Origin of the sequence: Pseudoalteromonas sp. ESRF-bin5, assembly GCF_002632075.1 — a bacterium.
GTDB classification, from domain to species: domain Bacteria; phylum Pseudomonadota; class Gammaproteobacteria; order Enterobacterales; family Alteromonadaceae; genus Pseudoalteromonas; species Pseudoalteromonas marina.
On record NZ_NTLW01000275.1, the window covers coordinates 1 to 18,593 of the forward strand.

An 18,593-nucleotide genomic window follows, 5' to 3' on the forward strand; every position below is an offset into this window, starting at 1 on the left:
CGTTTAACCGGAGAGTATAAAATATTTGCGCTATAGCTTTGCGTTGATTCAGTTGGATCACCTGAAATGCTCAACAAATCAGTGTTGTTGTCAGCTGAAAAGAATGAGTAAAGGAATGTTGAACGCCATTGGCTGCTCCATTTATGCTGATAAGCAACAAAGCCAGACGTTGAGTCGATTGCATCTAACTCATCACCATTGAGTACGGCACCATGAGCAACATTTAGGCCTACATATCGGCCTAAACCTTTACCTTGTGTCAGCATAAATTTAATGTTGTCGTCGCCTACTTTAAACATACCCGATGCACTTACGCCAAATGACGTTTCATCAGCATCAATACCGCCCACTTTATACGTTAATTGGCGAGCAAGTGCGGTTACAACAAGGTTACCCCAGTCTGCTTTGTGTGTGTATCGTGCGGTAAAATCAGGAAGCGAAGCATCATCAGTTGCAACGCGTGCTCCGCCTGTTGTTGTGATTGTGCTTTCAGGGTTTTCTAATGAGAAAGACCACGCACCTGTTGTGTATTTAATTTGAGCTTGGCGAACAAACACTGTGCCTTCAGCAGGCCCTACAAAGTCTAACGTTTCAGGAAGAGCGCCTACGTTTTGAAAGTTTGACCATGTTTGGCCAAATAACCATCCGTCGTAGGTTATAAAAGCGTGGCGGATGCGTGGAGCGAAAGAGTTTGATACGCGTTCATTACCACCTGCGGCTGAGGCAAGAAAATCAATTTCAATCTTGCTGTTAATTTTTTTACCGTTATCCAGCAAGGTCGACGTACCAAAATTAAAACGCGATTGACGCGCATGCATATCAAACACTGCGTCTGAGCTGTCATCATCACCTACAGTTAAAGTACTCGGTACATAAAAGTCACGACCAACGCTTGTACCAGCAGAGGCACCCGCTGAATAATCACTCCACATAGTGTCGAGTTTAATATATCCGCCGTAAGTGAACTCTGTGTCACCAATCTTTGCAGCTGTAGCCGCATAAGTAGTGCTTGATAGTGCACATAAAACAGCACTTGCTGCGAGTGTTTTTAATGGAGTTATTTTCATACTGGTATCCCTTGTTTAGGCTACTTGTTGTTTATAATTTTTTACTCGTTTTTGCCAATACTTGCTACAGGTATAGATTACGAATAAAAATAAGTAGTGTGAGTCTGTTCAGTGTTAATAAATATTCTTTTAATTTTTAAACAATGCATGCAATAGTTTTTAGATTTGCTTAATTGTTCAACACAAATACTTTAGATATGTGCAGTGTTTACTCAATTATCTATTGGTCTATAAGACTAAGGTTTAACAGTGAAGTAATCTTTTGCTACCCTTATTTAACATCATGTATTGTTTAGGTAAAAATATTTAAGCTTATTAATTATATAGTACAAATTAGTAATATGGAGGCGAGTACAACTAAGGTCTAATACTTAATAAAGCACTGCTGAGTAATCCTTGTTAAGAGCCTAAGGCAAGTAATTTAAACGGAGACTAAGATGTCACAAAGTATCTATCCTGTTCCTAATCATATAAAAGACACAACACTCGTTGATAAAAAAAAATATAATTCGATGTACCAGCAGTCAATTAATGACCCCGAAAGCTTCTGGCGAGAGCATGGGCAACGCCTCGATTGGTCTACTCCTTATACTAAAGTTAAAAACACCTCTTTTGATAAAGGGCACATCAGTATCAAATGGTATGAAGATGGTTTCTTAAATGCCTCTTATAATTGTATTGATCGTCATTTAAAAACCAAAGCCGATAAAATTGCACTTATTTGGGAAGGTGATGACCCGTCACAAAGCGAAAATATTACGTATCAGCAATTACACGATGAAGTGGCCAAATTTGCTAATGGTTTAAAAAAGCTAGGTGTGCAAAAAGGTGACCGAGTTGCTATTTACATGCCAATGACCCCGCAGGCTATTTACGCTATGCAGGCGTGTGCTCGCATTGGTGCAATTCACTCAGTTGTATTTGGTGGCTTTTCACCTTCGGCAATCGCTGACCGTATTAAAGACTCTGGTGCTAAAGTGGTCATTACATCAGATGAAGGCCGACGTGCAGGTAACTGCGTGCCATTAAAAGCGAATGTTGATGAAGCCGTATTACAAGATTCTGTAACCACTATTGAGCACGTGATTGTACATCAGTTAACAGGTGGTGAAGTTGATTGGCACGATCACGATATTTGGTGGCACGACTTAGTCGCTGACTTACCAGCACAGTGTGAACCAGAGCCAATGAACGCAGAAGATCCGCTATTTATTTTGTATACATCAGGTTCAACAGGCCAACCTAAAGGGGTTGTACACACAACTGGCGGTTACTTAGTTTATGCGTCAATGACTCACGAGTACGTATTTGATTTACAAGATGATGATGTGTATTGGTGTAGTGCCGATGTAGGTTGGATCACTGGGCACAGTTATATTGCATACGGACCGCTGGTGAATGGGTGTACACAAGTTGTATTTGAAGGCGTACCTACATACCCAAGCGCAGGAAGAATGGGTGAGGTGGTTGATAAGCATGGTGTCACTATTTTATATACTGCGCCTACAGCGATTCGAGCATTAATGGCCAAAGGTGATGAGCCTACCGCAACTTCACATCGCGATAGTTTACGTATTTTGGGTTCAGTAGGTGAGCCAATTAACCCAGAGGCATGGAACTGGTACTACGAGAGTATAGGTAAATCTAATTGTCCAATTGTGGATACCTGGTGGCAAACAGAAACAGGTGGCATTATGATCACGCCACTACCTGGTGCTACAGACACGAAGCCGGGTTCTGCAACCCATCCATTTTTTGGTATTGCTCCGGCACTTTATGATGCAGAGGGAAATACACTAGAGGGCGCGGTTGACGGCAATTTAGTTATTTTAGATAGCTGGCCATCACAAGCGCGTACCGTTTATGGCGACCATGAGCGTTTTGAACAAACTTACTTTAGTGCATACCCTGGCGTTTACTTTACCGGTGATGGTTGTCGTCGTGATGAAGATAGCTATTACTGGATAACAGGGCGTGTTGATGATGTACTCAATGTATCGGGGCACCGTTTAGGCACTGCTGAAATAGAAAGCGCATTAGTTGCCCATGAAGCTGTGGCAGAGGCTGCAGTAGTAGGTTACCCGCATAATATCAAAGGCCAAGGCATTTATGTTTATATTACGCCTAACGAAGGGGTCACGGTGAGTGATGAGCTTACAACAGCGGTTCGTAATTGGGTTCGTAAAGAGCTCAGCCCAATAGCCTCTCCAGATATGATTCAATGGTCTCCGGGTTTACCTAAAACACGCTCAGGTAAAATAATGCGTCGAATTTTGCGCAAAATTGCTGCCAATGAGCACGAGCAATTGGGTGATACGTCAACCCTTGCTGATCCGTCGGTAGTGGATGAACTTATCGATAATCGATTAAATCGATAAATACGCGTTAAAAGCTTGATTACAAGTTAATTCTAAACGTAGTATATCGGCTGTTACTTAGTAATAAGTATCAGCCGAATTTTTAGGAGTGAACCATGAGTCAGTTTTTAATAGCGGACGATCATCCGTTATTTCGTGAAGCACTAAAGGGCGCACTGAGTGCAAAATTTGAAGGGCTAGAAGTGTTCGAGTCGTCAGATTTTGATAGCACATTGCAAGTGCTAAGCGAGCAAGAAGATCTTGATATATTACTGCTAGACCTTCATATGCCAGGTAATGGTGATTTGTATGGTCTTATTCGTATCCGAGAAGAGTACCCAAGTTTACCGATTGCTGTGGTTTCAGGCAGTGAAGACGTTAATATTGTTTCTAAAGTCATGGGTTATGGTGCTATGGGGTTCATTCCCAAATCATCGTCATCGGACGATATTGCCAATGCAATTAACCAAATACTTGAAGGTGATACATGGCTGCCAAAAGAGCTTAAAAACAAAGTAGCCGAAATTGAAGGTGAAGACAGAGAAATAGCAGCGCAAGTCGCTTCTCTTACACCTCAGCAATACCGCGTTTTACAATATTTGCATGAAGGATTACTCAATAAGCAAATTGCTTATGAGTTGCATATTTCAGAAGCAACAGTAAAAGCACACATTACCGCGATTTTTAGAAAGCTCGGTGTCTATAACCGCACGCAAGCCGTACTGATCGCTGCTAAATTACAACTAGAGCCTATTGAGCCTGCTCAATAATGGTTTAAGGGTTTTGAAGCGATTTATTACCGTTATATTTTACTCGCTATTTTGAATTGGCATTTTAGCGCATTGGAATATTGTCGGCTATGATTTGAAACGCATTTAATTTAGGGCAGGCGTAGGTTAACCCCTTTAGGCAGCGTCTGCTTAGCACTTATGCTTTTTTATCTTTTCACTTATGAAAAACACGCTTAATACCTATCCCTTTTGCTTTGTCTAACATTAAACGGCGTAATTAATTACAAAAGGTCAACATATCCCTGCTTTTGTGTTATTTAGCTTTACTCACAAACCATTCACCTTTTATACATGATCTAAATTACAAATAATGCTAGGTTACGGCAATTTTATAACTTTAAGAGCAGGGTATGACAGACTCCACACACACACCTAGCAACAACCCAAATAAGGGGTTGTTTAATCGGTTTTTAGCCACCGTCGAATTTTTAGGCAATATGCTGCCTCATCCAATTACACTATTTGCAATATTTGCAGTGGCAATTGTTGTGTTTAGCGGTATTGCAGATTGGTTTGGATTAAGTGCGATAGACCCTCGCCCAGTAGGTGCGCCAGGGCGCGACGCTGATGGCGTTATTGAAGTCGTAAGCTTATTAAGCGCTGAAGGTTTACAGCGCATTATGGCTGGGCTTGTCACTAACTTTACGGGGTTTGCACCCTTAGGTACCGTGTTGGTTGCACTACTTGGTGTAAGCGTTGCTGAGCACTCGGGTTTGCTCTCTGCAGCCATGCGAGGCATGGTAATGGGCGCTTCTAAACGTTTAGTTACGTTTATGGTGGTGTTTGCCGCTATTATGTCTAATACCGCCTCAGAGCTAGGTTATGTGGTTTTAATACCACTCGCAGCGATGATTTTTCACAGTTTAGGACGTCATCCTTTAGCTGGCCTTGCCGCTGCATTTGCAGGCGTGTCGGGTGGCTATAGTGCTAACTTATTATTAGGAACTATTGACCCACTTCTTGCTGGTATTACAACTCCTGCGGCTCAAATGATCGATCCAACCTATGTTGTTGGCGCAGAGGCAAACTGGTATTTTATGATGATATCGGTACTATTAATTTCAGTACTAGGTACTTTAGTAACTGAAAAAATAGTTGAGCCACGTTTAGGTAAATATAACCCAGACGAAGCCGGTATTGATCTGTCTCAAAACAGCATAGACACCCTTACTCAACAAGAAAAATCAGGTCTAAAATGGGCTGGCATTTCTTTACTCGCAGTTTCTTTATTACTTGCATGGACCATCGTTCCTGACGATGGCATTTTACGAAACCCTGCAACCGGTGAAGTTGCGGGCTCTCCTTTTTTAAAAGGGATTGTGGTTATTATTTTTGTGACATTTAGTATTCCTGGTTTTGTATATGGTCGTGTTGTTGGCACTATGAAAAACGATAAGGATGTTATTAACGCCATGAGTAAAAGTATGAGCTCGATGGGGTTATATATTGTTTTGGTATTTTTTGCGGCTCAGTTTGTAGCATTCTTTAAGTGGACTAATTTAGGCACTATTTTAGCTATAAATGGTGCGGCGCTTTTACAAGCTTTAAACCTGACAGGCCCTGAAGTATTTGTATTGTTTATTTTAATGTGTGCACTAGTAAACCTAAGCTTAGGCTCGTCGTCAGCGCAATGGGCGATTACAGCGCCTATTTTTGTTCCTATGCTTATGCTAATCGGTTACGCGCCAGAAACTATTCAAGCGGCTTACCGTATTGGTGACTCGGTAACAAACTTAATAACCCCGATGATGAGTTACTTTGGTTTAATCCTTGCTGTGGCTGTTAAGTACAAAAAAGATATGGGGATAGGTACGCTGGTTGCCACCATGCTGCCATACAGCATTATATTTTTTATTGGCTGGGTCATTTTGTTTTATGTGTGGGTATTTTTACTGGGTATGCCTGTAGGGCCTGAGTCTCCTACGTATTACACACCGTAATTACTTATTTTACGCGAACAATAAAAAAGCCAGCTTAGCTGGCTTTTTTTAGCAAATGAGCGTGATATAACCACAAAGGTTAACGCGTCCTAGCTAAACACCACGGTTTTATTACCATTTATAAATAGCTTGTGCTCTGAAGCGAGTTGCAACGCTTTACAAAAAACTGTTTTTTCAACGTCTTTACCCATTTTTGCCATCATTTCAGCCGTGTTAGCATGCGTAACACTTGTCACGTCTTGCAAAATAATTGGGCCTTCATCTAATTCATTATTTACAAAGTGAGCCGTGGCACCAATAATTTTTACGCCGCGCTCAAATGCCTGGTGGTACGGCTTTGCACCAATAAATGCAGGTAAAAAAGAGTGGTGTATATTAATGATTTTACCGTCAAACCGGCCTACAAATTCAGGGCTTAAAATACGCATATATTTGGCTAAACCAATTATATCTGGGTTATAACTAGCAATTAAATCGCCTACTTGTTGGTCATGTTCACTTCGGCTTAGCCCAACATGCGATACCACATGAAATGGCACACCAAATCCTTTCGCAAGTGGTTCTAAATCAGGGTAGTTAGCAATAACAGCGAGCACTTCAATATTAAGTGTTTGCTCAAACTGTTTTAATAGCATACCACCTAAGCAGTGTGCTTCTTTGGTGGCAAGCAGCACCACTTTAGTTTTTGCATCGTCGTGCAATGCAAGTTTGGCGCCTTCAGGTAATAAAGCGCGTAGCTGCTCTAAAAAGTCACTTTGTGGTTGCCCCGTCAGCTCAGTGCGCATAAAAAAACGTTTGGCGTCTTTGTCTACAAATTCGTTATTCCGAGTAATGTTCAAGTTATTTTGATGACAAAGCCCGGTGATTTTAGCAATTAAGCCCACATCGTCGGCACATTGGGTGGTTAGTATGTAACTCATTTTCCTCATTCTTACCCTGTGATTAATGTTTCATTATTTGTGTTTTAAAACATAAAGCAAGGGCTTTGTGGGCTAATCAAATATTAATCATGTTATTGCACGCTTTTAGTTTAATTTAGACGTTACATAGCGGTGGGTCATATTTAGGTAAATAAAAAATGCCACCCAATTATACAGGTGGCATTTATCTGAAAATGCTATTTTTTTGGCTCAGACGCCAAGTCGTCTTCTTGACGTAAAAAGCCAGCGGCTTCTTCATCGTCTTTAGTTAGAGTAGGTTGCATAGGCATTGCGCGAGTTTGTTGATTCAACTGGTGTAGTTGAGATGCATTACCTAAATCGCGTTCACTCGTAATAGAGGCTATGGATTCGCGGTCTTTCAAAAAGGCGATTACATCTTTTTTGATTGCTTGTAATTGACCTTCATCTTTGTGCATTTCCATAATATGGCGAGGATGCTCAAGGTTTTTCATACCTGTTGCGGCAAAGGTTGTCGAAACGACACGTGAAACAATCACCCAAGGTGTTATGCTGCTGCGCACTAAGGTGTTTTCTGAACGAGTGCTATCGTGAATACCTGTACCTGTTGATATTTTTGACTCAGTAAATGTGCCTTCGCATTTAAAATATACCAGTAAAGATTCAAATTGCATTTCGGCAAAAAACAAGTGTGCGCTGTTGCTTAGCAACTGGGCAAAGGCTTTAATTAATACACCAATCAGTAATAAGTGAACACTTGCCATTAACAGTTCACTAAACTCAATAATATTTTGATTATTAAACGCTTGCTCAATGTTATTTATATTTGCTGCATCAATATAGTGGTAAATATTAATAAACGAGTAGGCAAGCAATACGGTAAAAGTAAGCGCTACAATATAAAGCAAGTTACCGCTAATTAACGCAATTAAACGCGAAAGACTAAAGTGCTTACCTAAATCCATCGTGTGCAGTTTAGGTTGGATTTCTTGAATCATTTCACCTTTAAAGCCGCCTTTACCTTCAATTTGCTCTTGTAATTTAGGATCTAGCTCACGGTAAACCCTATTAGGTACTTCTTTATAACGGCGATTAGCCATTACTAAGTTATCAAGATTTATAAAAATTTCATCTGGATGAACAGACTCTTGCCAGTTTTCACGTAGTTCTGATACTTCAGCGCTTGGTGTCACTTCGTTTAAACGCGCTTTAATCATCACAAAAACAAGTGCACAACTAAGTGCAGCTAAAATAATAATGGCAGTTAAATAGAGGCCCGCGTTAAGGTTGGGTAATTGCTCAAGCCAATTGTCTATTTGTTGTTTGCTTATGCGCTGTTCCTGCATTATCCACGACATAGACAGGCCTATAGCAATGGGCAATATAAAGGATAAAGAAATGATTTTAGCAAGAGCACCAGTACCTAAGGCTTCAATATTCTTTTCTGCATTACGTGAAATAGGTTTGCCAGAAGAGCGCCAAGAAAACAGCACATAAAACATTAATATGGCACTATATATTGGAAAAGCTAGTTCGCCAGCTTCACCGGTAAAACCAGACAGTGACACAAAGGCGACCAATGCGTAAGCGATAAGAGCAACCAGTGTGCTTATCCATGAGCCAAATAAACGTTGGGCAACATTACGTATTGGGTAGGGTAAAAATAATAGTTTTGGTACTAAACTATGTAGCAAACGCGATAAAAAGCCATTCGGTTCTTTAAAAGTACTGTTTTTGCGACCAACAAGCATTTCTTCTAATGTTTGCGCAGTGTAGGCTACTTCGTTTTTTTCTTCTTGTGCAGTTGAGGTTTGTGACTTACTAAAATTAAACGCCAACGATGTCGGGTGGTTTCTACCTACGAAGTACTTAAGCGTTGCATAAATACCGCCAGATAAGGTACGAATACCTAGCGCGAGTATTAACATGCCAAATATCATTAAGATCCAACCTGCTGTTGCATCTTCTTTTACAGAGCTAGACGCGATAACAAGCAAGCTGATGCCAACAACAGATTCAATAAGCCCTCTTATTGCTTTTACTTTACCTTCTAGTTTGAAAGGGTTTTTTAGTCCAAGATCTATTGATCCGTAATCAAAAGCCATCAAATGCTCCTTATAAATAGTAAACCTTAAAAAGGGAATATCAGCATAGCTAAAATAATGCATGCATTAAGACATTATTGCTTAATTTCTGATTATATATCAATAATATTGTTCAGTTTAAGGTTATTTGAATATGTTAGTTTAAATGTTTTATAGGCTGTCATTGATCAAAACGGAGTGCAGTGATTATGAAGTTAATTTATGTGGATGATAATTTACCTGGTATCACTCGAAAGCTTAAAAACAAGCAATGGCAGTATTTCGATCCTATTGGCAAAGTAATAAAAGATGAAGCGGTAATTGAGCGTTTGAATGGCTTAGCATTTCCGCCTGCGTATAAAAGCGCATGGTTTTGCCCCGAAGAAAACGGACATATTTTAGCGACAGGATTTGACAGTAAAGGGAGAAAACAATACCGATACCACCCAGAGTTTAGAGCTCAGCAAGAAGCCAAAAAATACCAGGCTTGTGGTGTATTTGGCCATAAACTTCCTTTATTGAGAGCTCGCTTGGAGTCAGACTTACAAGGCAGTGAGCTTAATGTAGAACGTACATTAGCGGCTGTAGTTAGGCTTATGGACTTAGGGGCACTTAGAGTCGGTAACGAGCGAAACGTAAAACAAAACAAAAGCTTTGGCGCTACAACCTTACGCACCCGACACGCAAAGCTGACTGGGAAAAATATTCAGTTAAAATACCGGGCTAAATCTGGAAAAGAGCGTGAGGTCAACATTACCGACAGAGTACTAAGCCATGTAATTAAAGACTTACAAGATTTACCTGGGCAACATCTATTTCAGTATATAAGTGAAGGTGAGAGCACTAACGTAACATCGAGCGAAATAAACCTATATATACAGCACATTATGGGGGAGGAGTTTAGTGCAAAACATTTTAGAACCTGGCGAGCAAGCGTTATTGCTTTTAAGCAGCTAGCTAAAGCCAAAGGCGCACTTACCTTAAAAAGCATGCTCGATTGTGTATCTCAGCAATTAGGTAATACCCCAGCAATAGCACGCAAATCTTATGTTCACCCTGATTTAATTACACTGTGTAAAGAAGATGAAGCAGCTCAAAATGCGTGGCGTGAGTCACTTACGTTACCTCGCAAGACTAAGTATTTAAGCAGATACGAACGTGGTTTTTTAGCGTTTTTAAGCGATTAATCGACATAGCAACTTTACACACTTGAGTATATTTATTACACAAGTAGTTTGTATTGTAACTTAAATGAAATGATTTTATTTTAATAAATCTAACCTTTTCAATTTCTTAGTGTTGAGTTTGTTTTTGGCACCGACGTTGCAACTCTCGTTGATAATTAAACGGCAAGTACATATGCATTTATCAACACTATTTAGCGAGGGGCGCACCGTGAAGGGACTATTTACAAAAAAAGGTTTTACCAAATCAAACAAAGCCACTTTGAAGGGGGCTTTGTTTGTGAGCTTAGCAAGCATGTTTACTTCACCTATATTCGCGAGTGATGATCTTGATGGTGTTTTACTTGCCAGCTCCTCACTGACCACTTACAGCTCGCAGCGCTACACGCAAACTAAAGATAGCTATTACTTTGATCAATACGCAGCCCAATTAATAAAGCGTACGGAAAAAGCGATTAATTGGTACCAAGAAATAGTGAATCGCGGTGGGTTTATTCCTTTACCCGCCAGCGAGTTGCTTGAACTAGGTAGTAACAGTAAAGCGGTGAGTTTACTCGCTATGCGTTTATTTCAAGAACAAGATTTACTCACTAACGTATGCACTAAAGCGCCGTGCATTTTTGATAAACATATTGAGCGCGCTGTAAAGCAGTTTCAACATCGCCATGGCTTAAAGGTTGACGGTCGAGTTGGCAAAAACACGTTTGCTAAACTTAATATTCCAGCTGAGCAAAAACTCAATAAGTTAAAGTTAAACTTTTATCGCATTACCAACTTTGCCGGTTCGAGCGATGAACAGTACGTGTATGTAAATATTCCTGAGTATCAGTTGCGCTATGTGAAAGTAGGTGATGTAAAACTTCAAAACAACGTGATTGTAGGTAAACCTAGCTGGGAAACACCGGCATTTAGTGATGAAATAGAAAAATTTGTTGTTAACCCTGAGTGGCGCATACCTATCTCAATTGCTACTAGGGAAATAGCGCCTAAAGTAGCAGAAGACCCTGATTACCTTGTTAAAAACAATATTGAAATCAGAAAAAACAGCTACATAGACTCACAAACAGTTAACCCAAATAATATTGATTGGAATTCAATTAAGCCTTATCAGTTTGACCATTTTTTAGTGAAACGTGCGGGTGAAAAAAATCCCCTTGGTGAAGTAAAATATTTGTTCCCTAACCCTGAGGCTATATATGTACATGATACACCTGCAAAGCAGCGCTTTAGCCAAACAAGACGTGCGTTATCGCATGGCTGCATAAGAATTGAAGACCCTTTTTCACTTGCTCAAGAAATAATTAAACACCAAGGTGAAGAGCATGCATTGGCACAAGTTAACGATGCACGAAATGAAAACAGCACACAAACATTTTATTTGGACGAGCCATTACCCATTCATTTAGTTTATTGGACTGCGTGGGTGGATGAAAACAAGCTCGTTAATTTTAGAGATGATATTTACAAACGCGATCAAAAAGCACTCCTAAAAAATGATAACCAGTCGGTTATTGCAGCATTATTAGAAAGTAAATAATGAGAGGTAATATGAAATTAATCGGTATTTTATTAATCAGTATGCTGACTACTCTGCTTAGTACGCATTTATTTGCTTCTCAGCCTGCTAAAACGGCTCATCAGGTTGTTGATATACAAAACAGGCCTGCTTTTGAGGACGCAGAATTTAGTTTAAAAATTAACGATATTGTCATGCCATACTCACTTTTTTCGGTGTTTGTAATGCCCAATGAGCAGTTTGAATTTGAAGTGCTATATGCGCAATCACCCGATGCTTACACATTAATTAGCGATGAAAAGTTCATGCTAACTGATACTAACCGTTGGCAATGGCAGGCACCGGATACTCCCGGCTTAACATCGGTAATAATTGAATCGCCAAATAAAAAACAGCGCATGAAAATTAACGTGTTTGTAAAAGTACCTGCCGATAAAGTAGAGGGCGGAAAGCTAAAATATTATCAAATAGGGCATTACCCAAAGCAATCGCAAATTAAAGATTCAAAGCACTATATTGTTCCTGACGGGTTTGTTGAAGTGACCCCAGAGAATGAAGGTACCAAATTATCGCCTCATTTTTCTTTAAAAGAATTTGTGAGTAAGCAAAAAAGTAATCATCCCAAGTATCTTTTTTTGCAAAATAAACTGCTGCTAAAGTTAGAAATGATTCGTAAGGAACTAATTTTAGAAGGCATTCCAGTTAGTAACATGGTGGTGATGAGTGGTTACCGAACACCTTATTACAATAAAGCCATTGGGAATGTGAAACTGAGCCGTCATGTGTTTGGAGACGCAGCAGATATTTTTATCGATAACGATGGAAATTACCGTATGGATGATATTAATAAAGATGCAAAATACACTATTGAAGACGCAAAAGTGATGGCAAATATTGTCGAGTCGTTAGCCAAACGCGAATCATTTAAAGGCTTATTAGGTGGGTTGGGCGTTTATGGCCCTAAACCGCACCGAGGGGCATTTATACATGTGGATACGCGCGGTTTTAAAGCCCGCTGGGTAAGTAAATAAAGTTTACACCTAATAAACAATAAATATATTGGCTACTTTTTATTAGGTGTAAGTGTTTTTATTGCAACATAAATGTTTCGTATTCTAGGTCTTCAAACTGCCTAGATAACCAAAACAAGCCAACTACAGAAGTAATTATTGTAGAAAGGGCAAATCCGTAGCCATAAAATTGTGGCCCAAGTGCAATAGATAAATACGTAAGCACAATGTTTAATGCTAAAAATAGGCCCGAAAGGATTAACACAGTAAAGCGTTTATCAAGATAGAACAAAATATTGAGAATAGATAAAAATATTACCTGCACGCCTACGCCTACTACATCAATAAAAAGTAATGTTTTATAGTTAGGATCAATCCCAATGTAGGTAAGAATTTGCTCGCCCCACAATAGTAAACACGCAACAGTAATGCCTTGAATTTTAAATATGTCGTACAAGCCACCTCGAGCTGTTGTGATCATGTTGTCTTTTAAAAAGTAAATTTCTTCGAGCGAGGAGCCGCCCCTTATCGCAGAATAAAACCGGTCATATTGTTCTACAAAGTCAGTTTCCATTCTTACTAAAAATACCGCCATGCCGGGGATAATTGATAAATAGGCCAAAAATATGGGGAGATCGTAAATTGGGCTAGCTCTAAGGGGGCCTATAATATGTATGGATGTACTTGGTGAAAACCAAAACAAAATTTTATCTGCCCAAACGCCAATATTGTAAAATAGCCCGCAAAAGAACAGCATGTAATAGACTTTTTTTCGACTCATAAAGTCGAAGCTTATTAGTTTATTACCTGGGTAGCGACGAATAATCATGAATAAAAAACTAAAAAATAACAGCGCCTCACCTGCAAAAAAAGCAAAAAAGAGTCCATCTAATTGCCAGTCACGTAGTAATAATGCAAGTAGCACCATAAACGCGTACCCGCTGAGCATAGTGATTAAAATAAGCCGATACTCTTTCATACCCGATAAAAATATAGCACCAAGCCATTGATTACAAAGGCTAACAAAGCCACCTAAAATAATAATTTTGGTTACAACGGGTAAAGGTAAAAATGGCCAAACAGCAAATCCAACCAGTAATGCACCAATCGTTGTAATAAGTTGTGCACCAAGTAAATTGGGGAGTACTGAGTCGTCGTCTTTTGTAAAAAATAAATCTGCCACAAAGCGCGTTAGCATAAGCTGTAAGCCGCCAGTTAATATTAACGAGGCCGCCATCATGTAAGTTATCAGGGTTAGAAACTGAATAATTAACAGCTTAGGTAATACTATTCCAAGGCTTAAAATACCAATAAGCATTAGAGCGATGATCGACAATAACCAAGGGCCTGAACCGATGAGACCAGCGTAGCTATAGGCTTCAAAAACAGAGAGGAGGGTATTTTTTTTGAGAATTTTCCGTATCTCAAAACCTATTCCGGCCATGACATTGTATCCTTATAAAGCTTGTCGTATCGGGCAAACATGTGGCTTTCGTCATAAAATGCTTTTACACGTTTTAAGCCGCTTGATTGATACTCATGCCATTTATCGTCGTTATTAAGTATGTTTGTAATTTGTACGGCTGTATCGCTTGGCGATGCAATAGAAACAACTTCACCTGCTTTACCTAAAGCCTTGTCTTGTTCTGTGGCACCTTCAATAATTTCTCGACACGAGCCAACATCACTGGCTAGAACAGGTACGCCTGCTGCCATTGCTTCTAGTAACACTAAGGGTTGGGCTTCAGAAATAGATGTTAATGCAACAAGGCCTAACTTAGGGAGTATTTCAGCTATATTTTGCATACCCAAAAACTTCACGCTGTTCTGTAACTCAAGGCTGCCCACCAGTAACTGGCACTCTTTGTAGTACTTTGGGTCTTCTTCAAAAGGACCTATGATCCATCCCTCTATTGCGGTCATGCTTGATTGCACTTCTTTAATGGCACGAATAAAGGTTTTAATGTCTTTGATTGGTACTACACGCCCAATTAAGCCTACTGTTAATGGAATAGTTTTAGAACGTGCAGCCAGTGCTTTAGCGTAGTGAGCGGTTTTAATGCCGTTTGGTACGACTAAAGAGCGCTTCTCACAGGCTCCATCTTTAATTTGGCGCTGCCTATTACCTTCGTATAGTGAAATTATTCTATCGGCTTGGTGGTAACTCGTGCGGCCAATTTGCTCGAAAAAAGTGATCCACATTCGGCGAATAAAGCCCATTTCGGTATTTAAGTTTTTACCTAAAATAGCTTCAGACTCTTTTATCCAATCGGCTTGAATTAAGTCTATTTTTCGCTCTTTCGTATAAATACCGTGCTCTGTTAATAAGTAAGGCGTGTTATTAATTACGCTTGCACCTGCACCTAAAAAACCAGCATAGCCTGTCGAAATAGAGTGTATAAGTTTAACATTCGGTAATTGGCGGGCAATATCTGCAATTTTAAACAAAGGCTTATACAAATTACGGTACGACCAAAAGAAATCAATAAAAGATGATTCGTCGCAAAATGTTAAATAGTAGTCAGCCAATACCTGCCAGGATGACTCGCTATATAAAAAGTCAGCTTCGTTTATACCATTTTTTTGCCCAAGTTGTTCAAATGTAAATTCAAGTAACTCGGTGGGAATAGGCTCTTTTGAGTCTCTAAAATAACTTTGCAGTTGCTGCCAAAACTCAAACAACTCTTTTTTATATTTAACGCCGTGCTTTGCTTTTATATCAGTATTATTTTGCTCTACTAGATAATGAACATGCAATTTTGTAACATTTTTTGGAAGTGTGTACTTAATATCGCCATAGTGCTCAGAAGCACCGCCTAAAAAAATAAGTTCAAAGTTATAATGAGGTAGCCCTTCAATAATTTGATGAACCCAACTTGATACCCCCCCACGAACATAAGGATAAGTACCTTCTAATAATAATAATATATCGGCATTGGGTTTAGGCATTCCAATACTCCTGTAATTGGCGAAGTTCGCTCCCTTTAGGTTGTTCAGGTAACTCTTTTAAGTAGCGTTTACAGTCATCGTACTTATTCATGCAAAAGGCAACTTCGGCTTTGTAGGGTAAAACATGGCGACGCGCCATACCTAATTCAGTTGCTTGTACAAGAAAATCAAGCGCACGTTCGTAATAACCCAACGCTAAATAAACACGCCCTAAAAATACATAATTGGCTGGTTTTTGTGCGTACTCAATACTTTGTAAACTGAGTGCTTCAGCTTTTTCTAATACATATGTTTTTAGAGCGCCTTGTGCAAGCCCTAAATAACTAAGCTCCCAATACACGTGTGCTAACTGTTCTTGTAAGTTACTTAGCTCAGGCTGTTTTGTGGTGTTAGCAATTTGGTGTTGATAAACGCTAATTTTTTCGTTTAATTTTGTTTCTTTGGCATCAAGTGTTGAGTAAGCAAGTAGGCGTATATCGTCTTCTAAATCTTTGAGGGCAAGTTTTAATATTGGGATTGCTTGGCTGTCGCGCATGTGGCGAGCAGCCATTACTGCAGTTAAGCGTTTGTTAGGTTCGCTTGCGTATTTTAAAATGGCTTTTACGCCACCAATTGAATAAGTAGGGTTCGCCGAAATATCAGGGACTTCAAAGGGGAGTTCTGGAATTTCATGCTCTATTATTTCGGTATCATCACTTTTAAGTGGCTTACATAGCGCAAACGTAAGCGCCATCACAACACCTAAAATACCAAATACAGGTAAGCTAAACAGTAATAAGAATAATAATAGCGTGCCATTTATAAGCGTTGTTTTATATTTTTTAGGAATTAAAACGTAGCTTACAAAGGTAAAAAGTATGCTTGCAATGGCATGCAGTAAAATTACACCAAACCAGTTTGGTGTACTAAGAATTTCTTGCAGTGCAAAATACTCGCATAAACATGCAACTAAGGCGGCTATCACAACTTTAATCATGTAGGGCTACCAGTTTAGATAATTCATCCTTATTGACTGGAAACGCCACTTCTTGCTCAATAATAATATCGAGTTCTTGTAATGTTTTACCGGTACGTTCTTTACACCAGCTATTCATTCGCATTACAAAACCATCTTTTTCAAGCTCATCGGCAAGCGGCATCAGTATTAACAGAACTTGTTTTTCATTATCGTATAAATAAATGTCTAACCCTCGGCGAGCCTCGGTTAAATACTCCATCAGCCGTCGAGATTCATCATTAATACTTAGCGCGTTCACCTTTAAAAAGTGTGAAGGAATTTTATAACGCTTTGCTTCTTTGTTTGCGTGTTTAACTTGGCGCTTAAAGTATGGCGACTCTTCACGGGTCATTATTGGATTAGTGATTTCGTGACGCAATAAATCACCAATGTGTCCGGCCATAACGGCAAGTAAAGTAAGGGTGTTTTCTTTGAGAGCAAAAAACTTCACTTTTTCAACTAAAATAGCCCCATAAATTGTGTCGTTCACATCAATCAATGGAATAGCAATATGGTACTTGCTATCACCCGATGAGGCTTTTGGATTTTTAAGTGACACCAGTTCTTTTTCGTCAAACATGGCAGCTATTAATGGGTCTGAATTAGATGGCTCACTCATTTTTCCTACACTAGCTAGTGCCGGCTCTTGTATTTTATCGTTTTCAACTTTATATAAGCCTGCTTTTTCTATCGAGCCATATTCTATAAATAGATTTAAAATAACCTCTGCGGCACTGTCTAAGCGTCTTTCTTTTAATTTACCAATTGATTCTCGTACTGCTTGTAATGACTCACGTAAACTAAGTGTATGTCCAGCAAGCATTTGTTCGATTCGGTCATGTGATGAGCTAATTAAATGATATTGGCGCGTAAATTTTTCAAGTCGGTCTGATACATAGGCTAGTTGAATGCTTTGCTGTTGATTAGTTCGCTCCCATACATCTCTAAATTCACCTGCCACCATAACTACAATAATGTAGCCAATCATGGCGTTAATATTAAACTCACTTTTAGGGTCTAATATATTGCTTTGTATTAGCAATAATTGCCCTACTAGTAAGGTTAAAATACTAATAAAACCTTTTGAAAAGCCATAGCGTAGAGCAACAAGCAACGGCCCTAATACTGGCCAAGAAAACCCTCCTTGCGTCCAATAGGGGTCCTCAGCATTAAATAGAACAGGCAGCCCTAAAGCTAAAGCGGTAAAAAAACATACCTCAGCCCATATCTGTAGCTCAGGAACGTCTCTTGGGCGTAAGAAATGTGTTTTCACTCACTAACCTCAATATAAGACACTAAATCGGCAATTACATCTTGCGCAGTTGCTGCAATGCTATCGCGTCCCCAACCGCTTTTTGCAATGGTGCCGGTCCAAATTGGCGTTGTTTCACCGTTTTTTGTAAGCAATAAAGTAAGTGCAACCACAGGCTCTCCATCAAGACCTGCTTTGTAACGCCATTCTTCAATACTGCCACTAAGTACATAGTCAGCTTGTTGAGTATTGAGCCATTGCATTGCGTTGTTTAAACGGTATTGATCGTCTAAAGGTGGCAGGTCTTTACTGCTATTTCTTGGTGCACGAAGTAACTTAGGAAGCTTATTTTGTTGCCAAATACTTGCTAAAATATCTTCAGCGCGCTCACCTGCCAGTGGTGTTTGTGCATGATTAACAAGCGGTAATAAAGCCACGGTAGTTGCTGGGCTAATTTCGATATCATCAGCAACTCGACTTGTAGTACACGCCGACAAGAGCAAAACCAAACTAAGTATAACTAAGCGAAACATATTCTCTCCTAACA

General features: G+C 39.5%; 14 protein-coding genes. 6 read left to right on the plus strand and 8 right to left on the minus strand.

Going from position 1 to position 18,593, the window contains the following annotated elements:
* Positions 1 to 1,067 (minus strand): DcaP family trimeric outer membrane transporter (locus BCG07_RS16900; protein ID WP_286891217.1); only part of this gene is annotated, 1,067 nt, incomplete at its 3' end.
* 437 nt (positions 1,068 to 1,504) lie between these two features.
* On the opposite strand from BCG07_RS16900, the gene acs reads away from it, so the two are divergent.
* The 3 genes from acs to BCG07_RS16915 all read left to right on the plus strand — a co-directional run bounded on the left by acs (position 1,505) and on the right by BCG07_RS16915 (position 6,155).
* A complete protein-coding gene (gene acs, locus BCG07_RS16905) occupies positions 1,505 to 3,445 on the plus strand; it encodes an acetate--CoA ligase (protein WP_286891219.1) in 1,941 nt (646 codons plus the stop codon).
* A 95-nt stretch (positions 3,446 to 3,540) separates the two neighbouring features.
* On the plus strand, positions 3,541 to 4,194 hold the full coding sequence (locus BCG07_RS16910; protein WP_006791970.1) for a response regulator transcription factor: 654 nt from the start codon (positions 3,541 to 3,543) through the stop codon (positions 4,192 to 4,194).
* 371 nt (positions 4,195 to 4,565) lie between these two features.
* Positions 4,566 to 6,155 (plus strand): AbgT family transporter, encoded by a 1,590-nt coding sequence (locus BCG07_RS16915; RefSeq protein WP_286891222.1) that lies wholly within the window; start codon positions 4,566 to 4,568, stop codon positions 6,153 to 6,155.
* Positions 6,156 to 6,244: 89 nt separating this feature from the next.
* Here BCG07_RS16915 and purU read toward each other — a convergent pair whose 3' ends face one another.
* Positions 6,245 to 7,075 carry a formyltetrahydrofolate deformylase gene (gene purU, locus BCG07_RS16920; protein ID WP_010555843.1) on the minus strand — a complete coding sequence of 277 codons (831 nt, stop codon included), beginning with the start codon at positions 7,073 to 7,075 and terminating at the stop codon, positions 6,245 to 6,247.
* A 197-nt stretch (positions 7,076 to 7,272) separates the two neighbouring features.
* The gene (locus tag BCG07_RS16925; protein WP_243532881.1) at positions 7,273 to 9,159 is read right to left on the minus strand and encodes a hypothetical protein; all 1,887 of its coding nucleotides are present in this window, start codon (positions 9,157 to 9,159) and stop codon (positions 7,273 to 7,275) included.
* Between the two features lie 188 nt (positions 9,160 to 9,347).
* Between BCG07_RS16925 and BCG07_RS16930 the strand changes: the two genes are divergently transcribed.
* The 3 genes from BCG07_RS16930 to BCG07_RS16940 all read left to right on the plus strand — a co-directional run bounded on the left by BCG07_RS16930 (position 9,348) and on the right by BCG07_RS16940 (position 12,869).
* Positions 9,348 to 10,325, plus strand: coding sequence for a DNA topoisomerase IB (locus tag BCG07_RS16930; RefSeq protein ID WP_243532883.1), 978 nt, complete (start codon positions 9,348 to 9,350; stop codon positions 10,323 to 10,325).
* A gap of 208 nt (positions 10,326 to 10,533) precedes the next feature.
* The gene (locus BCG07_RS16935) at positions 10,534 to 11,859 is read left to right on the plus strand and encodes a L,D-transpeptidase family protein (protein ID WP_243532885.1); all 1,326 of its coding nucleotides are present in this window, start codon (positions 10,534 to 10,536) and stop codon (positions 11,857 to 11,859) included.
* Positions 11,860 to 11,870: 11 nt separating this feature from the next.
* Positions 11,871 to 12,869, plus strand: a complete 999-nt coding sequence (locus BCG07_RS16940; RefSeq protein ID WP_138740264.1) for a D-Ala-D-Ala carboxypeptidase family metallohydrolase — start codon at positions 11,871 to 11,873, stop codon at positions 12,867 to 12,869.
* A gap of 58 nt (positions 12,870 to 12,927) precedes the next feature.
* Here the strand turns inward: BCG07_RS16940 and pelG are convergent, their stop codons facing one another.
* From pelG to BCG07_RS16965, 5 genes are read right to left on the minus strand one after another with little or no spacing between them, the layout of a single operon-like run.
* Entirely contained in the window at positions 12,928 to 14,292 is a 1,365-nt protein-coding gene (gene pelG, locus BCG07_RS16945; protein ID WP_058428493.1) for an exopolysaccharide Pel transporter PelG, read from the minus strand.
* Positions 14,280 to 15,797 carry a GT4 family glycosyltransferase PelF gene (gene pelF / locus BCG07_RS16950; RefSeq protein ID WP_243532887.1) on the minus strand — a complete coding sequence of 506 codons (1,518 nt, stop codon included), beginning with the start codon at positions 15,795 to 15,797 and terminating at the stop codon, positions 14,280 to 14,282. Before pelF ends, pelG begins: the two co-directional genes overlap by 13 nt.
* Positions 15,790 to 16,773, minus strand: a complete 984-nt coding sequence (locus BCG07_RS16955; RefSeq protein WP_243532889.1) for a tetratricopeptide repeat protein — start codon at positions 16,771 to 16,773, stop codon at positions 15,790 to 15,792. Before BCG07_RS16955 ends, pelF begins: the two co-directional genes overlap by 8 nt.
* Entirely contained in the window at positions 16,766 to 18,067 is a 1,302-nt protein-coding gene (locus BCG07_RS16960) for a PelD GGDEF domain-containing protein (protein ID WP_006794124.1), read from the minus strand. Before BCG07_RS16960 ends, BCG07_RS16955 begins: the two co-directional genes overlap by 8 nt.
* A complete protein-coding gene (locus BCG07_RS16965; protein ID WP_006794125.1) occupies positions 18,064 to 18,579 on the minus strand; it encodes a hypothetical protein in 516 nt (171 codons plus the stop codon). Before BCG07_RS16965 ends, BCG07_RS16960 begins: the two co-directional genes overlap by 4 nt.
* Between the last annotated feature and the right edge of the window lie 14 nt (positions 18,580 to 18,593).